The 15,466-nt window shown below is 56.7% G+C and carries 20 protein-coding genes; 12 read left to right on the plus strand and 8 right to left on the minus strand.

The features are described from left to right. Nucleotide 1: 1 nt before the first annotated feature. The 5 genes from FHW16_RS00815 to FHW16_RS00835 form a co-directional block, all read right to left on the minus strand. Nucleotides 2–307 (minus strand): addiction module antidote protein, encoded by a 306-nt coding sequence (locus FHW16_RS00815; protein ID WP_182547283.1) that lies wholly within the window; start codon nucleotides 305–307, stop codon nucleotides 2–4. Continuing rightward, nucleotides 304–603: a type II toxin-antitoxin system RelE/ParE family toxin gene (locus FHW16_RS00820; protein WP_182547284.1), complete on the minus strand. Its 300-nt coding sequence runs from the start codon at nucleotides 601–603 to the stop codon at nucleotides 304–306. The genes FHW16_RS00815 and FHW16_RS00820 overlap by 4 nt, the downstream gene beginning before the upstream one ends. Nucleotides 604–690: 87 nt before the next feature. After that, the gene (locus FHW16_RS00825; protein WP_182547285.1) at nucleotides 691–2,802 is read right to left on the minus strand and encodes a molybdopterin oxidoreductase family protein; all 2,112 of its coding nucleotides are present in this window, start codon (nucleotides 2,800–2,802) and stop codon (nucleotides 691–693) included. A 91-nt stretch (nucleotides 2,803–2,893) separates the two neighbouring features. Then, nucleotides 2,894–3,736, minus strand: a complete 843-nt coding sequence (locus tag FHW16_RS00830; protein ID WP_182547286.1) for an EamA family transporter — start codon at nucleotides 3,734–3,736, stop codon at nucleotides 2,894–2,896. Nucleotides 3,737–3,838: 102 nt separating this feature from the next. Continuing rightward, nucleotides 3,839–4,369, minus strand: a complete 531-nt coding sequence (locus FHW16_RS00835) for an NADPH-dependent FMN reductase (RefSeq protein WP_182547287.1) — start codon at nucleotides 4,367–4,369, stop codon at nucleotides 3,839–3,841. A gap of 88 nt (nucleotides 4,370–4,457) precedes the next feature. Here FHW16_RS00835 and FHW16_RS00840 point away from each other — a divergent pair, with 88 nt between their 5' ends. From FHW16_RS00840 to FHW16_RS00855, 4 genes are all read left to right on the plus strand, one after another. Further along, nucleotides 4,458–5,318 carry a 23S rRNA (adenine(2030)-N(6))-methyltransferase RlmJ gene (locus tag FHW16_RS00840; RefSeq protein WP_182547288.1) on the plus strand — a complete coding sequence of 287 codons (861 nt, stop codon included), beginning with the start codon at nucleotides 4,458–4,460 and terminating at the stop codon, nucleotides 5,316–5,318. Between the two features lie 59 nt (nucleotides 5,319–5,377). Beyond that, nucleotides 5,378–5,827, plus strand: a complete 450-nt coding sequence (locus tag FHW16_RS00845; protein WP_182547289.1) for a hypothetical protein — start codon at nucleotides 5,378–5,380, stop codon at nucleotides 5,825–5,827. A gap of 13 nt (nucleotides 5,828–5,840) precedes the next feature. Continuing rightward, nucleotides 5,841–6,590 carry a ribonuclease T2 family protein gene (locus FHW16_RS00850; RefSeq protein ID WP_182547290.1) on the plus strand — a complete coding sequence of 250 codons (750 nt, stop codon included), beginning with the start codon at nucleotides 5,841–5,843 and terminating at the stop codon, nucleotides 6,588–6,590. Between the two features lie 270 nt (nucleotides 6,591–6,860). Then, nucleotides 6,861–7,457, plus strand: a complete 597-nt coding sequence (locus FHW16_RS00855) for a glutathione S-transferase N-terminal domain-containing protein (protein ID WP_182547291.1) — start codon at nucleotides 6,861–6,863, stop codon at nucleotides 7,455–7,457. Nucleotides 7,458–7,520: 63 nt separating this feature from the next. Here the strand turns inward: FHW16_RS00855 and FHW16_RS00860 are convergent, their stop codons facing one another. Then, on the minus strand, nucleotides 7,521–8,162 hold the full coding sequence (locus FHW16_RS00860) for an outer membrane protein (protein ID WP_182547292.1): 642 nt from the start codon (nucleotides 8,160–8,162) through the stop codon (nucleotides 7,521–7,523). On the opposite strand from FHW16_RS00860, the gene FHW16_RS00865 reads away from it, so the two are divergent. From FHW16_RS00865 to FHW16_RS00895, 7 genes are all read left to right on the plus strand, one after another. Beyond that, nucleotides 8,161–8,415 carry a hypothetical protein gene (locus FHW16_RS00865; protein WP_182547293.1) on the plus strand — a complete coding sequence of 85 codons (255 nt, stop codon included), beginning with the start codon at nucleotides 8,161–8,163 and terminating at the stop codon, nucleotides 8,413–8,415. The genes FHW16_RS00860 and FHW16_RS00865 overlap by 2 nt on opposite strands. A 247-nt stretch (nucleotides 8,416–8,662) precedes the next feature. Continuing rightward, nucleotides 8,663–9,427 (plus strand): SDR family oxidoreductase, encoded by a 765-nt coding sequence (locus FHW16_RS00870; RefSeq protein WP_246711595.1) that lies wholly within the window; start codon nucleotides 8,663–8,665, stop codon nucleotides 9,425–9,427. Between the two features lie 122 nt (nucleotides 9,428–9,549). After that, nucleotides 9,550–11,532 (plus strand): excinuclease ABC subunit UvrC, encoded by a 1,983-nt coding sequence (gene uvrC, locus FHW16_RS00875; RefSeq protein WP_432652001.1) that lies wholly within the window; start codon nucleotides 9,550–9,552, stop codon nucleotides 11,530–11,532. 111 nt (nucleotides 11,533–11,643) lie between these two features. Then, complete coding sequence (gene pgsA, locus FHW16_RS00880; RefSeq protein ID WP_091880307.1) at nucleotides 11,644–12,228, plus strand: CDP-diacylglycerol--glycerol-3-phosphate 3-phosphatidyltransferase; 585 nt, start codon at nucleotides 11,644–11,646, stop codon at nucleotides 12,226–12,228. Nucleotides 12,229–12,232: 4 nt separating this feature from the next. Then, a complete protein-coding gene (gene moaD, locus FHW16_RS00885; RefSeq protein ID WP_182547295.1) occupies nucleotides 12,233–12,490 on the plus strand; it encodes a molybdopterin converting factor subunit 1 in 258 nt (85 codons plus the stop codon). Nucleotides 12,491–12,495: 5 nt separating this feature from the next. Further along, nucleotides 12,496–12,975: a molybdenum cofactor biosynthesis protein MoaE gene (locus FHW16_RS00890; RefSeq protein ID WP_182547296.1), complete on the plus strand. Its 480-nt coding sequence runs from the start codon at nucleotides 12,496–12,498 to the stop codon at nucleotides 12,973–12,975. After that, nucleotides 12,972–13,403 (plus strand): META domain-containing protein, encoded by a 432-nt coding sequence (locus FHW16_RS00895; RefSeq protein ID WP_182547297.1) that lies wholly within the window; start codon nucleotides 12,972–12,974, stop codon nucleotides 13,401–13,403. The genes FHW16_RS00890 and FHW16_RS00895 overlap by 4 nt, the downstream gene beginning before the upstream one ends. 66 nt (nucleotides 13,404–13,469) lie before the next feature. Here the strand turns inward: FHW16_RS00895 and ndk are convergent, their stop codons facing one another. Both ndk and FHW16_RS00905 read right to left on the minus strand, forming a co-directional pair. Beyond that, nucleotides 13,470–13,892 carry a nucleoside-diphosphate kinase gene (ndk, locus tag FHW16_RS00900; protein WP_091880313.1) on the minus strand — a complete coding sequence of 141 codons (423 nt, stop codon included), beginning with the start codon at nucleotides 13,890–13,892 and terminating at the stop codon, nucleotides 13,470–13,472. Nucleotides 13,893–14,172: 280 nt separating this feature from the next. Further along, nucleotides 14,173–14,865 (minus strand): glutathione S-transferase family protein, encoded by a 693-nt coding sequence (locus FHW16_RS00905; RefSeq protein ID WP_182547298.1) that lies wholly within the window; start codon nucleotides 14,863–14,865, stop codon nucleotides 14,173–14,175. A gap of 66 nt (nucleotides 14,866–14,931) precedes the next feature. Between FHW16_RS00905 and FHW16_RS00910 the strand changes: the two genes are divergently transcribed. After that, nucleotides 14,932–15,444 carry a DinB family protein gene (locus FHW16_RS00910; protein WP_182547299.1) on the plus strand — a complete coding sequence of 171 codons (513 nt, stop codon included), beginning with the start codon at nucleotides 14,932–14,934 and terminating at the stop codon, nucleotides 15,442–15,444. The last annotated feature ends 22 nt before the right edge of the window (nucleotides 15,445–15,466 follow it).

The raw sequence follows: 15,466 nt of genomic DNA on the forward strand, positions 1-15,466 counted from the left end.
CTTAGGCAGCGTCTTTCTTGTTTTTCGTCGCAGGCACAATGGTCAGTTGAAGACCAAGCGCGTCGGCGACTTTGGTAATCGTTGCGAGTTCCGGATTACCCTCGCCGCTCAAAGCTTTGTACAGCGCCTGGCGGGTGAGCCCGGTTTTGCGAGCAAGCTCCGTAATGCTGCGTGCCCGCGCGATTGTCCCCAACGCACGTGCTATCTCTGATGGAGTACCGTCTTCGCAAGTGGCGAGCAGATATTCTTTGATCATTTCTTCGGAATCGAGATGATGCGCGGTGTCATATGGACTTAACTTTATCATGATTTGGCTTTCCTCAAGATAATGGCCATTGTCTGTGCTCTCTTGATATCGCGGTCCTGCGTACTCTTGTCACCGCCGCACAACAGGATAATCAAGATGCTCTTTCGCTCAATGTAATAGATGCGATAGCCCGGACCATAATCAATACGAAGTTCACTGACGCCGTCGCCGACAGCTTTGACATCACCCGGATTGCCTTCAATCAATCGATCAAGCCGTTTGGCAATTCTCGCTCTGGCTCGCTGATCTCGCAGGCCATCAAACCAGTCTAAAAACGTGTCGGTCTTTTCAATCAACCACTTCATAAATGTAAACCATAGTTGTCAAAATGTACAGATGCTCAAAATTGAAGATTCAAAAGACAGTAAAAAATATCAATAAAATCAATTAATTGCCGGGCGAACCCAAACCTTGCTGTCATGGAAGGCTGCGCCGCCATAGGGCGCGGATGAATCCGAACCTGTAAGGACGTTGATGCCCTCACCGCGTTCAAATGCCGAATTGCGGAACAGACCTTCGGAAATCACTACGCCGCGCCTGATACCGGCGTGCAGGCGGGCATGCACCACGACCTCGCCGCGCTCATTACCCACTTCGACGCGGGCGCCTTCCTCGATGCCGAGACCAGTTGCATCATCCGGGTGGATCAGGAGTTCAGGGCGTCCTTCCTTCAGCACCGATGTCGGGGTTTCGGCAAAGGTCGAGTTGAGGAAGTTGTGCGCCGGTGACGTGCCGAGCCGGAATGGATGCTTTTCATCCGCCACCTCGATCGCTTCCCAATAGTCGGGCCATTGCGGCAGGGTTTCGAACGGGCCCTGCGTGCCCATGGACTGCGGCGGGCGGTTCGGCGACGGGCTACCGGTCCAATCCGGCTTGAAGCGGAATTTGCCGTCGGGCCAGTTGAAGCCCTGTTCGTAATGCGCGGTCTCGTAATCCGGTTGCACATCGAGCCAGCGGACTTCCTTCAGCACGTCATAGCCCGGCAGATTGCTCGCCGCCATCATATGGTCAATCAGCGTCCGGGCGTCGAGATCAAAACCCGGCAGATCGCCGACACCGAGGCGTTTTGCCAATTCGTTGATGACATAGAGGTTGGGCCGTGTTTCGCCCGGACCGTCGATCAGCTTGGGACCGAGTACAATGTGCTGCTGGCCACCGCCGCGATAGATGTCGTCATGTTCCATAAACATGGTGGCCGGCAGCACCACATCGGCCAACTTTGCCGTATCGGTCATGAATTGTTCGTGCACGACCATGAACAGGTCTTCACGCAGCATGCCTTGCTTGATCAGGCGCTGCTGCGGCGCGACATTGGCCGGATTGGTGTTCTGGATCAGCATCGCCATGACAGGCGGACCGCCATACAGCGTTTCCTTGTCGCCATTCAGTGCCAGACCGATTTTCGATTGATCGATATGGCGAACGGACGAATCCTTGAAGGCCTGCCCTTCGATTTCCCGCTTATCCATACGGAAAATGCCGGAGTTGGAGTGAAATGCCCCGCCGCCTTCATGTTTCCAGGCGCCGGTGACGGCCGCAATGGACAGCGCGGCATGCATGTTCACCGCGCCGTTTCGCTGGCGCGTGAAGCCGTAGCCAAGCCGGAAGAACGTCTTCTTCGTCGTACCGACCAGACGGGCGAATTCTTCGATCTCTGCAACGGTCAGGCCGGTCAGCGCCGCTGCCCATTCCGGCGTGCGATCGCTAAGGTGCGCTTCCAGCCCTTTCGGATCATCCGTGTAAGCGTTGAGATAATCCCAATCGGCAAGGCCATCGCGGAACAGCACATGCATGACGGCGCAAGCCAGCGCCCCGTCAGTCCCCGGCTTCAGCACGAGGCCAAGATCCGCCTGCCGCACGGTCGCGTTTTCGTAGATATCGATAGCAACGATCTTGGCGCCGCGATCCTTGCGGGCGCGCACGGCATGGGTCATTACATTGACCTGCGTTGCCGCAGCATTGGTGCCCCAGATCACCACGCAATCGGACTTGGCCATTTCGCGCGGATCGACACCGCCCAGCTTGCCGGTTCCGGCGAAAAACCCGGTCCAGGCCATGTTGGTGCAAAAACTGTCGAACTGGTTGGAATATTTCTTGGCGTGGCGCAGACGGTGCATGGAATCGCGCTGCACCAGCCCCATTGTACCGGCATAGATATAGGGCCAGATGCTTTGCGAACCATATTCCGCTTCGGCCTTGAGAAAGCGCTCGGCAACGAGATCAAGCGCCGCATCCCAGCTTGCTTCTTTCCAGACACCCTCACCCTTCGAGCCGCCGCGAACAAGAGGCTTCAGCAACCGGTCAGGATGGTGGATACGCTCGGCATAGCGGGCAACCTTGGCGCAGATGACACCCGCCGTATAGGTGTTGTCCTTGGCACCGCGCACGCGGCCGATCTGGCCGGAATCGAGCACCTCGACATCCAATGCACAGGTGGAAGGACAATCATGGGGACAGGCCGAATGGCCTGTGCGGAGGATGACAGCTTTGTTCATGTGCCTATCCATAGCGCAGTTTCAGCGCCGCTGAAATGGCATCCATGCAGTCCGCAGGCGCAAAATGTCGCGAGTGGAGAGACCCGCGGTATCAGGCAAGCCGCATGACTGCGGCCCCGGCAGCGATCAAAGCGACAGCGATCAGCCGCTTTACCCCAACATTTTCCTTCAGAACCAGTGCAGATATGGCCACCGCAAACAGGATTGACGTTTCGCGCAATGCGGCGACGGCGGCAACCGGGGCCATGGTCATTGCCCACAATGCAAGACCATAGGAACCGAGTGTCCCCACACCGCCGACCGTTGCCAGCCGCGTCCGCCTGACAAAATGCGGCCAGAGTTGACCCTTCCGGGTGACGATGGTCCAGAGAAACAAGGGAATGGCATTCAGAGTAAAAACCCACATTGTGTAGGCCGCCGGTGCGCCTGAGTGCCGAACGCCGATTCCATCAATGAGCGTGTAGGTGGCAATGACCAAGGCATTGATCAGGGCAAAGATTGTCGTGGCGCGACTGGCACCGGCCCGCCGCCTTGCTTCCAGCGCCAGAACAAGCACGCCGCAGCAGATCAGGGCAATACCGGACCACTTTTGTGCTGACAGAAATTCCCCGACCAGCGGACCACTGGCAATGGCGACAAACAGGGGCGCCGTCCCGCGCATGATCGGATAGGCCTGGCTCATGTCACCGCTGCGATAGGCAGCCGCAACAAGCGCGAGATAAACCAGCTGGACCACGGCGGATGCCGCAAGAAACGGCCAGCTTTCACGTGCCGGTGCCGGCAGAAAAGGCAGGCAGGCAAGAGCAATTACCCCTGCGGACGTTACGACAACGACAGTGTTGAGAAACTTGTCACCCTCGGATTTGACGACAGCATTCCAGCTTGCGTGCAGCAATGCAGCAAAGAGGACGACGAGCACAACTGTTCCGGACATGATAAGACCCTGACACGCCTGATGTGTGCGTGTTCCATGCGCTCAATGACACATCCGGATCATAAGGCAAATTCGATAATCTCATGTTTAACATCAGAAGTTCTAAACTGCGTTGATAGCGTCGACAAAGCTGGCGAGGCTATCGCGCAACTGCCCGCCGAATTCAGCATTCCTGGCAATGCCATCTGCATCCAGTTTTCTGCCTTTGAGCGGAAGGGTGAGCGACGCATTGCTGACCACCCGGGCAGACATCGTCATCAAAACTTCCATCAGAAGCGGAATGATACGTTCCGACTGCGGTGACGTATTGATCAAGAGCACCGGCTTTTCCGGAAATTCCACACAGGAAACCAGCCAGTCCAGCATATTCTTGAAACTGCCGGGAATGCCATGGGCATATTCCGGGCAGGAAATGACCAGCCCGTCCGCTGCGCCGATCTGCTTTCGCAGGGTGACGATCTTTTTGGGCGGATTATCGCCATCGAGATCGGGATTGAAGGGCGGCAGGCCCGCCAGCCCATTGTACAGCGTAATATCTACTTCAGCCGGAGCCAGTTTTATGCAGGCCTCCAGAACGGTCTTGTTCATGGAAACGGCGCGCAGGCTACCGGAAAGAGCGAGAAGCTTTGTCATGGGAAGGCCTTGCAGTGGGAATCAATTTGAACCATGAGCATAGCCGAGATGCTTGCGATAGCACCAACATCATGAAACAAGCTGAGCCATGAACTACCGCCACGCCTATCACGCCGGCAATTTTGCCGATGTCGTCAAACATATTATCCTGACGCGGATTGTGCTCTACATGCAGCGCAAGGACCATGCATTTCGTGTCATTGACACCCATGCGGGCATCGGCCGCTACGATCTCAAGGGAACCGAAGCGGGCAAGACAGGCGAATGGCAAAGCGGTATCGGCCGCCTGCTCGATGCCAAGCTCGATGCATCGGTCGCCGATCTCATCAAGCCCTATCTCGATATTGTCCGCGCGGAAAATACCGATGGCACCATCCGCCACTATCCTGGATCGCCGCTGATTGTGCGGCACTTGCTACGCAAGCAGGATCGCCTTTCGGCCCTGGAACTGCATCCGGACGATGCACAGACCCTTGCCGATCTGTTCGAGGGTGATGTGCAGGTGCGCGTGACACCGCTTGACGGCTGGCTGGCGCTGGGTGCCCACCTGCCGCCCAAGGAAAAGCGTGGGCTCATTCTCGTTGACCCGCCTTTCGAAGTGGGCGGCGAATTCGACCGTCTGGTCGCGGGGCTGGTCAAGGCACATCGGCGCTTTGCCGGCGGAACCTATGCTTTCTGGTATCCTGTGAAGGACAGGCAGGAGATCAAGCGTTTTACCTCTCTTCTGCACGATACCGGCATTCCGAAAATTCTGCGGACGGAACTGATGATTCGAGCGCCATCGCCCGAACCGCGGCTGGATGGCACGGGCATGATCATCGTCAATCCGCCTTTCACACTTGATGACGAGCTGCGAAGTGTTTTACCAGCGTTGTCGAAAGTCCTCAGTGACGGACAGAATGCAGGTTTCACCCTCGATTGGATCCGGGGTGAGCAAGTTGGTGCTTGACCGCGCGCATCGGCTGTTCGACATTGGTCTTAAATTGATACCTCATGGAGAGTGACCCTATGGCACGCGTTTCCACCCTTATCGCCACAACTCTTGGCGCTGTTCTGGCAATTTCCTCCGCTGTTCCGGCTTTTTCCGCCGACTATCTCGAACGCGCGCCCAGCCAGACCTATGACGACACCTGCGGCAAGTCAGGCGTTCTGAACCGCATCGTTCATCGATTCTCCTATCAGGTGCATCACGTTCCGGGCCTGCAGCAGGTGGCAATCCAGGATTTCAGCGACGTTCACCAGCAGCGCTACGAGCCAAGCCGTGATCCGGAAATGTCCGCCGTCTCACGCTATTATTGTCAGGCAACCGCTCATCTCTCCGATGGCAACCAGCGTCCGGTCTGGTACGTGGTTGAAGAAGGCATGGGTTACGCCTCGATTGGCAACAATGTCGAGTTCTGCGTTGCCGGTTTCGACCGCTGGAACGTTTACAATGGCAGCTGCCGCAGCCTGAAATGATCCGTGACCGCTGATGCAGATCGGCAGACTGGCCCGCTTCGTCCTGTTTGCGGCGCTGATTGCTGTCTCCGTACTGACTTATCTGCGTGAACAGCAGCCTCGGGAAAGTATTGTTCCCCAACAGACACCCGGGGTGATTGTATCACCCGGGGCGATTGCATCAGGCGAACGCCAATCATCCGGCGTGCCTGCAGGCACCGGTTTTGATTTCTATGTTCTCGCCCTGTCCTGGTCGCCGAGCTATTGCGCGGCTGAAGGATCAAATGCCAACCGGCAGCAATGCTCGACCAGCCGCCCCTATGGTTTTGTCGTCCATGGGCTGTGGCCGCAGTATGAACAGGGCTATCCGCAGGATTGCGACACATCGCAGCGTGATGTGCCGTTCAGCCAGGCGAAGCAACTCTCCGACATCATGCCATCCACAGGGCTCGTCACCTATGAGTGGCGCAAGCACGGCAGTTGCACCGGCCTGACGCAGAAGGACTACTTTTCGGTGATGCGGCAGGCAGTATCGCGCGTGTCGATCCCGTCCGCCTACAGCCAGCCTACCCAGCGCGGCCCGGTCAATCCACAGGTGGTCGAACAGGCGTTTGTTGCGGCCAATCCCGGGATGAATGGAGATGCCGTTTCGGTCACATGCGACCGCGATTTCCTGCGCGAAGTGCGTGTCTGCCTGACAAAGGATCTCCAGTTCCGCAGCTGCCCTGAGGTCGACCGCTCATCCTGCCGCAAACGGTCGGTCGACATGCCGGGCGCACGGTAAAGCCGACACCCCCTCTGCCCTGTCGGGCATCTCCCCCACAAGGGGGGAGATCACATTGACATCAGCCATCTCACTCAATTTTCGGCACTGTACGGTTGGCTGAAACGGTAATGAAGGCTGATCTCCCCCCTTGTGGGGGAGATGGGCGACAGCCCAGAGGGGGGTGTCTTGTCATCCCCCAAGCAAATTCATCAAATCCCCTGAGCGCCTTGCTAAAAACCACCGCGCGTTTACCGTTCACCATCGAATCGCCAACCGTGGAGCGTCATCGTGACGAAAGTGCTTTATTCTCCTGCCTCGCCCTACAGCACCAAGGTGCGCATGGCTGCCCATTATGCCGGCATACCGATGGAAAGTGTCCTTGTAGACACCAATGCAGCCCCAGCTGAACTGATCAATGCCAATCCATTGGGCAAAATTCCGACGCTGATTCTCGATGATGGCAAGGCCCTCTACGACAGTCGCGTCATCACCCAGTATTTAAACCGCGTGTCCGGCAACAAGATTTTCCCGCGCAATGCCGAAAAACGGCTGGAGGCGGAACAGCTTGAATCCGTTGCGGATGGTCTTTGTGACGTTCTGCTCACCCATGTCTATGAGCGGCGCTTCCATCCGGAAGAGAAAATCCACCAGCCATGGCTCGACTGGCAATGGGCCAAAGCGATCCGTGTTCTTGATTACCTCAATGCAGCACCACCACGTCTGGGCAAAAAGCTTCATGGCGGCCACATCGCGCTGGCGGCAGCCCTTGCCTATGCGTCGCTGCGCTTCGAAGGCAAGTGGGAAAAGGGCCGTTCAAAACTCAAGCGCTGGCAGAAGCGGTTCGAAGAACTGCATCCGGAGCTTGCTGCACTTCTGCCGAAATAAACGCGAGCCAAAAAAAAGCCGGACAGTTTCCTGTCCGGCTCTTCTGGAGGTCAAGTACTGTGATTAGAACTTGTAACCGACACCAACACGAACTTCGTTCGTGGTGATCTTGTTCGATACGCTGTCGAGACCGCCGAGATCATAGTCCTTCTTGCCAAAGTCGGTGTAGCGATACTCAACGCGACCAACGATGTTCTGGGTGATCTTGGCTTCTGCACCGGCACCGGCTGTCCAGCCGATGTGAGTCTTGCTGTCGCTGCCGATATCGTTGGACAGCTTGCCTTCAGTGATGGCAACACCGCCTGTACCGTAGAGCAGGACCGGATCAAGAGCGATACCGGCACGGGCACGGATAGAACCTTCTACGCCCTGCTTGGCCTTGTAGCCGAAGTTGTTTTCCTTGGCACCGGAATAACCGATGTCACCTTCAGCACCGTATACGAACTGACCGTTCTGCAGGTTGTAGCCGCCGTAAGCGCCACCCTTGAGGCCGTCGGCATCAAGTTTGCCTTCGCTGGTCTTGTTCTTGTTCCAGCCGTAGCCGCCATAAACACCGAGGTAAGCGCCAGACCAATCGGCCTGTGGTGCCTGGTATGCAGCTTCAGGTGCAGGAGCCTGTTCAGTGATGATGTCAGCAGCGAGAACTGGGGCGGAGAGCGTCAGCACAGCCGCCGAAGCGAGGATCATTGTCTTAAGAGTGCGCATGGCAATCTCCTTATTTGAACTCTTTTACACGGAGCGGGCACTTGGTCGGGGGGATAAACCAAAACTTGCGTCCGCTGAACGAGATGGACATTCGCTCCGCATTGTGGCGGCACTTGCGCCGGACTGTGAAAAGAAACTGTCGAGAAAATGGCAGAAATGCGATGTGTTTATTATGCAACAGCTGGAATTACCGAATGATTTCAAGCGGATAAAAATACACCGACAAAATAGAATGCGTGAAATATTTGATTAAAATTTATTGTAAAGTCTGAAAATGCGCTTCTTCAATATAGTATACTTAATGGATACTTAATCTCATCGCTACTCTTCATCCTGCCATTGCGTTTATGCCGTTATACGTACTTCAGCGGATCACAAACGCAGTGACCTCTGCGAATGACTTCAATATTTCATTCGTATCCGCCAAGGCAGGCAAACACTCGCGCTTTCGCTATATCCTCCCTATATTCAGGCATGAATCGCAGCATCGGGAGAGCCACTTGCAGACAGATAAGACCGTTGTCCTTGTTACAGGTGGGGCAAAGCGTGTTGGCAAGGCAATTGTCGAGAATCTGGCCGCCAACGGCTTTGCAGTGGCTATCCATTGCAATCATTCACGCGAAGAAGGTCACGTGCTGCTGGAATCCGTCCAGGCAGCGGGTGGAACTGCGGCCGTGGTTCAGGCAGACCTGACAGACAGTGATGCGGTGCGGGGACTGATTGGCAGCGTTGAAGATGCGCTTGGTCCCGTGGAAATCCTTGTCAACAATGCCTCGGTCTTTCAGGAGGACGGCTTTGGCAATTTCGATGATGAACGCTGGGACAGACACTTTGCCGTGCACGTGAGGGCCCCGGTATTGCTGGCCGATGCCATGAAATCCGCTCTTCCCGACGGAGAGAATGGTCTTATTGTCAATATTATCGATCAGCGCGTGTGGAAGCTCAACCCGAAATTCATCTCCTATACGCTGTCGAAGGCTGCCCTGTGGACAGCAACGCAGACCATGGCGCAGGCACTTGCCCCGCATATCCGGGTCAATGCCATTGGTCCGGGACCGACCATGCAGGGAGAACGTCAGGAGAGAATCGATTTTGAACAACAAGTTGATGGCCTGCTGTTGAAACGCGGGCCCGATCTGGCAGAATTCGGTAACACGATCCGCTATCTCTGGCAGACGCGCTCCATCACCGGGCAAATGATAGCTCTTGATGGCGGGCAGCATCTGGCGTGGGAAACGCCGGATGTTACAGGAATGGCAGAATGACCAACGCACGAAATCACCCAGCAATCGATCCGGCACCACCTCTTTCCCCTGAGGAGAACGAGGAGGATATCGGCGTGATGCTGGATGATGAAGGCCCGCTTGCCGAAGAGAACAGTGAACCGATTCGCGATGTTGCGGCGCTGATCAATGCGATCGAATGGGATTCCAGCATCGAAAGCGATGGAAGCAGCGGCGCCGATGTCATTGGCGAACTGGTCAAGCGGCTGCCTAACAAACCCGGTGTTTACCGCATGTTCAATCAGGGCGGCGATGTGCTCTATGTGGGCAAGGCGCGCAACCTGAAGAAGCGCGTTTCAAACTATGCCCGGGGTCAGGGTCACAACAACCGCATTGCGCGCATGATCCGCGAAACCATGAAAATGGAATTCGTCGTTACGCGCACCGAGACTGAAGCGCTGCTTCTGGAAGCGAATCTCATCAAACGCTTGCGCCCGCGCTTTAATGTTCTGATGCGGGACGACAAGTCATTTCCCTATATCCTGCTGACAGCCCCCAAGCAGACAGACCGGCGGCTCGCGCCGGGTATTTTCAAGCATCGCGGCGCCCGATCGTCGAAAGGCGATTATTTCGGCCCCTTTGCCTCGGCGGGTGCCGTGGGGCGCACGATCAATGCGCTGCAGCGGGCCTTCCTGCTGCGGACCTGCACGGATTCCTTCTACGAAAACCGCACGCGTCCCTGCCTGCTCTACCAGATCAAGCGCTGCTCCGGCCCGTGCACCAATGAAGTCAGCGAAGCGGATTATAACGAGCTGGTCACCGAGACCAAGGCGTTTTTGTCCGGCAAGAGCCAAGCGGTCAAGACCCATCTGTCCGATGCCATGCGCGAAGCCTCGGCCGCGCTCGATTTCGAACGCGCCGCGATCTATCGCGACCGCTTGTCTGCTCTGTCCCACGTTCAGTCCCATTCAGGAATCAACCCGCAATCGGTGGAAGAAGCAGACGTCTTTGCCATCTATCAGGACGGCGGCACGACCTGCATTCAGGTGTTTTTCTTCCGCACAGGCCAGAACTGGGGCAACCGCGCCTATTATCCCAAGGCCGATTCATCGCTTTCAAGCGCCGAAGTTCTGGGTGCCTTTCTGGCGCAGTTCTATGATGACAAGCCCTGCCCCTCGCTGATCATGCTATCGGAAACGGTGGAGGATCAGGAACTGCTCGGCGTTGCCCTGACGGCGAAATCAGACCGCAAGGTGACGATCACGGTACCCCAACGCGGCGAAAAGAAAGAACTTGTCGAACACGCGCTCAGCAATGCGCGCGAAGCGCTTGGCCGCCAGCTTGCCGAAACCTCGTCGCAATCGCGCCTGCTCAAAGGTGTGGCCGAAACGTTTGGTCTGGAAAAGACGCCGCGCCGCATCGAGGTATACGACAACTCCCACATCATGGGCACGAACGCCATTGGCGGCATGATCGTTGCGGGACCGGAGGGCTTCGTCAAAAACCAGTACCGCAAGTTCAATATCCGTTCGACCGATATCACGCCGGGCGACGATTTCGGCATGATGCGGGAAGTAATCGAGCGTCGGTTCAGCCGTCTCGTCAAGGAACATGGCACGCCCGAGAACAAGGATATGCCCGACACATCGGCAGATGTGGAAATCGACGAGTTCGACGACGATTCCGATGCGTTTCCCGCATGGCCGGACATTATCCTGATCGACGGTGGTCAGGGCCAGATGAGCGCCGTACGCGGCATTCTCCAGGAAATGGGCATTTCCGACAAGGTAACCGCCATCGGCGTTGCCAAGGGCGTGGACCGCGATGCCGGGCGCGAGCGTTTTTTCATGGAGGGCAAGCAGTCCTTCACTTTGCCACCACGCGATCCGGTTCTCTACTTCCTGCAGCGCCTGCGCGACGAGGCGCACCGCTTTGCCATCGGCACGCACCGGGCCAAGCGCAAGAAGGAAATGATCAAGAATCCGCTGGATGAAATTGCCGGCATAGGCCCATCACGCAAACGTGCACTGCTTCATCAATTTGGTACGGCAAAGGCGATATCACAGGCTGCTGTCGAAGATTTGATGAAGGTAGACGGGATATCGGAAGCAATGGCCATTACCATTCGCGATCATTTTCGTTCTTAGTTTTGTTTACATCTTGAAAACGGGACATAATTGCGCCCGAGTCCACGACGATGAGCTTGACGTTTGACGGACAAGCCCGTTTGATCGGCACTGATTTGATTGGTTGGAAATATGCCCAAGAACAACGCCTACTCCTTGCCGAACCTGTTGACCTACGGACGCATTCTCGCGGTGCCGCTGGTCGTCCTCTGTTTCTTTCTGGAAGGCAGCCTGCAATCCAGCGATGCGGCGCGCTGGGGTGCGTTGGTGATTTTCGCCATTGCCAGTATCACCGATTTCTTTGACGGCTATCTCGCGCGAATCTGGAAACAGACATCGACCATCGGCCGTATGCTGGACCCGATTGCCGACAAGCTGCTTGTATCGGCCTGCCTGCTGCTTCTGGCCGCCGATGGAACCATTGCCGGCTGGACACTCTGGGCCGCCATCATCATTCTTTGCCGCGAAATTCTCGTCTCGGGCTTGCGCGAATATCTGGCCGAACTGAAGGTCAGCGTACCGGTCAGCCAGCTGGCGAAATGGAAGACGACCATCCAGATGTTTGCCGTCGCCATTCTTCTGGCAGGGCCGGCCGGTGATAAGATCCTGCCCTACACCACGCAATTCGGCATTGCCCTGTTGTGGGTGGCAGCTCTGGTCACCCTTTACACCGGCTGGGACTATTTCCGCGCCGGCCTCAAACATGTGGTAGACTAGGCCCATGAGCGTCAAACTGGTTTATTTTGCATGGGTTCGTGAGCGGATCGGCAAGGGCGAAGAGGAAATCGAGCTCCCGACATCAATTATCACCGTCGGTGATCTGTTGAACCACCTCAAAACGCGCGGCGAAGAATATGAGGCGGCGCTGGAATATCAGGACGTGATCCGTGTCGCGATCAACCAGGAACATGTCGATCACAAAACGCCTATCGGTGGCGCCCATGAGATCGCCCTTTTTCCGCCCATGACCGGCGGCTGAAACCCATGTCCGGCGCGATCAGACCGCTCGTCACGATCCAGAGCGACGATTTTGATACGGCTGCCGAGATCACCCGCCTCTCATCGGGACGCCATGACATCGGTGCCATCGTGACATTCAGCGGTCTCTGCCGGGATGAATCCGGTACGCTCAGCGCGTTGGAAATCGAGCATTATCCTGAAATGGCCGCGCGGGAAATCATGCGCATTGCCGACGAAGCGCTTGGCCGCTGGCCGCTGACGGGGCTCACGGTCATCCATCGCTATGGCATGATCAGACCCGGCGAGAACATCGTACTCGTCGTGGCTGCCTCTGCCCATCGCCGCGCCGCGTTCGATGCCGCCTCTTTCCTCATGGACTATCTGAAGAACGCTGCGCCTTTCTGGAAAAAGGAACATCTCGTCAGCGGGGCGGAGAGCAATTGGGTCGAGGCCAAATCAACTGATACGGCCGCACTCAAGCGCTGGCACGAGGCAAAGGAATGAGACGTCTTGCCATTCTCTCGCTCATTATCGGTTTCATCGGTGTCGTCACGCTGTTCGGCCTGTCGTTCAAGGCGCGCAGCGAGGATCGCGTGCCTGTCATCACCGATGTGAGCTGGCTGGCGGAAGACCTCAATGGCGGCGGCGTTATCGACTTCGCCCAGACAACCCTGATGATCGATCATGACGGCGTGGTCAGCGGCTCCGGCGGCTGCAACCGTTTCATGAGCAAGGCCACGTTCCGGGGCCGCAAACTCACATTCAAGCCAGCCGCGGCAACGCGCAAGCTCTGTCCGCCCGCGTTGATGAATCAGGAAAACAAATTCTTTGCGGTGCTGGAACAGACCCGTTCCTTCCTGGGGGTCGACGGCAAACTGACGCTGCGCGATGCAGCGGGCAAGACGATTGCCGTGCTGGCCCGTCAAGACTGAGTTCAACACTGGAAAAACAAAAAAGCCGGGACAAGTCCCGGCTTTTTTCTGTCTGCGCTGAAACAATCAGCCGACCACTTCCGTACCGGAGAACCAGTAAGCGATTTCTTCTGCAGCTGTTTCAGGCGCATCGGAACCGTGAACTGAATTTTCGCCGATCGACAGGGCAAATGTCTTGCGGATCGTGCCTTCATCGGCATTGGCAGGGTTGGTGGCGCCCATGACTTCGCGGTTGCGGGCAATGGCGTTTTCGCCTTCCAGAACCTGAACGATGGTCGGAGCGGAAGACATGAACTCAACGAGTTCGCCGAAGAAAGGACGATCCTTGTGAACTGCGTAGAAGCCTTCGGCTTCGCGGCGGCTCATCCAGACGCGCTTGGAAGCAACAACACGAAGACCAGCCTCTTCCAGCTTCTGTGTGATGGCACCGGTAAGGTTGCGACGCGTCGCGTCGGGCTTGATCATCGAAAAAGTGCGTTCAATCGCCATGGAATAAAACCTTGTCGTTAGGGGAATTGGATGGCGGCTCTATAGCCTCAGGCAGCCGCTTTGCCAAGGGGCGGCAGCGAGAAACAGAGCTGATCGCGTTTCAGGACTGCATTACCGGGGTGCGTGGTTCGTGGTTCGACAGGCTCACCATGAGGGGGCATGGCGGCTGCATGCTAACCGCCAACGTTGCAGAACTTGGCTCCCTGCAATCCTCACTCTCCCTCATGGTGAGCCTGTCGAACCACGAACCACGCACTATGTTGCTGCAAAACAGCAGAGGCTATTCAGCTGCACTGATCTCGCGGGCAATCCCGCCATGCAGATCAAGGCAACGCTCGAACCAGTCATAGACCGGGTCTTTCTCGTCCAGCAGCTTGAATGGCGTCAGCACACGCACCCATTGGAACGCGCCGAACACGATATAATCGCTGAACAACGGGCTCTCGCCGCCGATGAAGGGTTGTGACAGCAGCATCTTGCGCAGAGGTTCGAGGCTTTTAGTAAAGGCATCATGTTTCGCGTCGCGCTCGGCAGCCACCGCCTCCAGCGGACGGCCGAAGATCTTTTCGCGGCTTTCGCGGAAATAGGCCTGGTTCGGCACATCGAGGATGTCATGCACCGGCATGAGGATCACCACATTGATATAGGGATGCAGCGTCATCTGCGACCAGCCCTCGACAAAGCGGGCCATGGCCCGGCCGCCCTCGCCCTTGAACAGCGACGGCCGGTCCGGATAGGTGTCTTCCAGATAAAGCGCAATCTCGAAGGAATCCGCCACGCGCTTGTCGCCATCACGGATAACAGGAACTTTTGGCGAGAACGATCCTTCCATATCCGGGATGCCCTTGAACGATACGCGATTGCGGTTGAACGGCAGGCCTTTGTGAGCCAATGACATGACGGTTTTCCAGCAATGCGGGCTGAATGGACGGTCCAGATCCGTACCGACGAGTTCGTGCAGAATAATTCCCATGGAAAGCCGCCTCTGTTTGGATATTATGACAGCAAGACTGACTCATTTCACCAGAAAGTCAATTTGATGGAACAGCATTTTCGCATGTTCGCGGCCTATAATCGCTGGGCGAATGAGCGGCTGTATGAAGCCGCCCTTGCGCTCGATGAGGAAGCATACCGGCGCGATGTGGGTGCCTTCTTCAAATCCATGCATGGAACGCTCAACCATATTCTCGTGGCCGACCGTATCTGGCTGCATCGCTTCACCGGTGAAGGCGATGCGCCCAAGGCACTGGATATGATCCTCTTCGAGAAGCGTGATGAACTGCAGACGGCACGCGAAAAAGAAGATGCACGCCTTGTCAACTGGGTCGATGGACTGGGCAGTGCGGATGTTGCCGGGCGTTTCACCTACACCACGGTACGAGATATGCGCACGATCAGCCAGCGCATTGCGCCTGCCCTTTCCCATCTTTTCAACCATCAGACGCACCATCGGGGACAGGCTCACACCATTCTGACGGCGCTCGGCGTTCCCGCGCCCTCCCTCGATCTGATGCACTTCCAGAGGACGGAAGAGGGACGGCCCTTTGCGTGAGAGTTGCACGAACAGGGTTCGT

The organism is Phyllobacterium myrsinacearum, assembly GCF_014138285.1.
Taxonomy (GTDB): Bacteria; Pseudomonadota; Alphaproteobacteria; order Rhizobiales; family Rhizobiaceae; genus Phyllobacterium; species Phyllobacterium myrsinacearum_A.

What these genes read in the sequence shown, in the direction of transcription:
- FHW16_RS00815 (WP_182547283.1), bottom strand. Translation starts at nt 307, where the DNA reads ATGATAAAGTTAAGTCCATATGACACCGCGCATCATCTCGATTCCGAA.
- FHW16_RS00825 (WP_182547285.1), bottom strand. Translation starts at nt 2,802, where the DNA reads ATGAACAAAGCTGTCATCCTCCGCACAGGCCATTCGGCCTGTCCCCAT.
- FHW16_RS00830 (WP_182547286.1), bottom strand. Translation starts at nt 3,736, where the DNA reads ATGTCCGGAACAGTTGTGCTCGTCGTCCTCTTTGCTGCATTGCTGCAC.
- FHW16_RS00835 (WP_182547287.1), bottom strand. Translation starts at nt 4,369, where the DNA reads ATGACAAAGCTTCTCGCTCTTTCCGGTAGCCTGCGCGCCGTTTCCATG.
- FHW16_RS00840 (WP_182547288.1), top strand. Translation starts at nt 4,458, where the DNA reads ATGAACTACCGCCACGCCTATCACGCCGGCAATTTTGCCGATGTCGTC.
- FHW16_RS00845 (WP_182547289.1), top strand. Translation starts at nt 5,378, where the DNA reads ATGGCACGCGTTTCCACCCTTATCGCCACAACTCTTGGCGCTGTTCTG.
- FHW16_RS00850 (WP_182547290.1), top strand. Translation starts at nt 5,841, where the DNA reads ATGCAGATCGGCAGACTGGCCCGCTTCGTCCTGTTTGCGGCGCTGATT.
- FHW16_RS00865 (WP_182547293.1), top strand. Translation starts at nt 8,161, where the DNA reads ATGGCAATCTCCTTATTTGAACTCTTTTACACGGAGCGGGCACTTGGT.
- FHW16_RS00860 (WP_182547292.1), bottom strand. Translation starts at nt 8,162, where the DNA reads ATGCGCACTCTTAAGACAATGATCCTCGCTTCGGCGGCTGTGCTGACG.
- pgsA (WP_091880307.1), top strand. Translation starts at nt 11,644, where the DNA reads ATGCCCAAGAACAACGCCTACTCCTTGCCGAACCTGTTGACCTACGGA.
- moaD (WP_182547295.1), top strand. Translation starts at nt 12,233, where the DNA reads ATGAGCGTCAAACTGGTTTATTTTGCATGGGTTCGTGAGCGGATCGGC.
- FHW16_RS00890 (WP_182547296.1), top strand. Translation starts at nt 12,496, where the DNA reads ATGTCCGGCGCGATCAGACCGCTCGTCACGATCCAGAGCGACGATTTT.
- FHW16_RS00895 (WP_182547297.1), top strand. Translation starts at nt 12,972, where the DNA reads ATGAGACGTCTTGCCATTCTCTCGCTCATTATCGGTTTCATCGGTGTC.
- ndk (WP_091880313.1), bottom strand. Translation starts at nt 13,892, where the DNA reads ATGGCGATTGAACGCACTTTTTCGATGATCAAGCCCGACGCGACGCGT.
- FHW16_RS00905 (WP_182547298.1), bottom strand. Translation starts at nt 14,865, where the DNA reads ATGGGAATTATTCTGCACGAACTCGTCGGTACGGATCTGGACCGTCCA.
- FHW16_RS00910 (WP_182547299.1), top strand. Translation starts at nt 14,932, where the DNA reads ATGGAACAGCATTTTCGCATGTTCGCGGCCTATAATCGCTGGGCGAAT.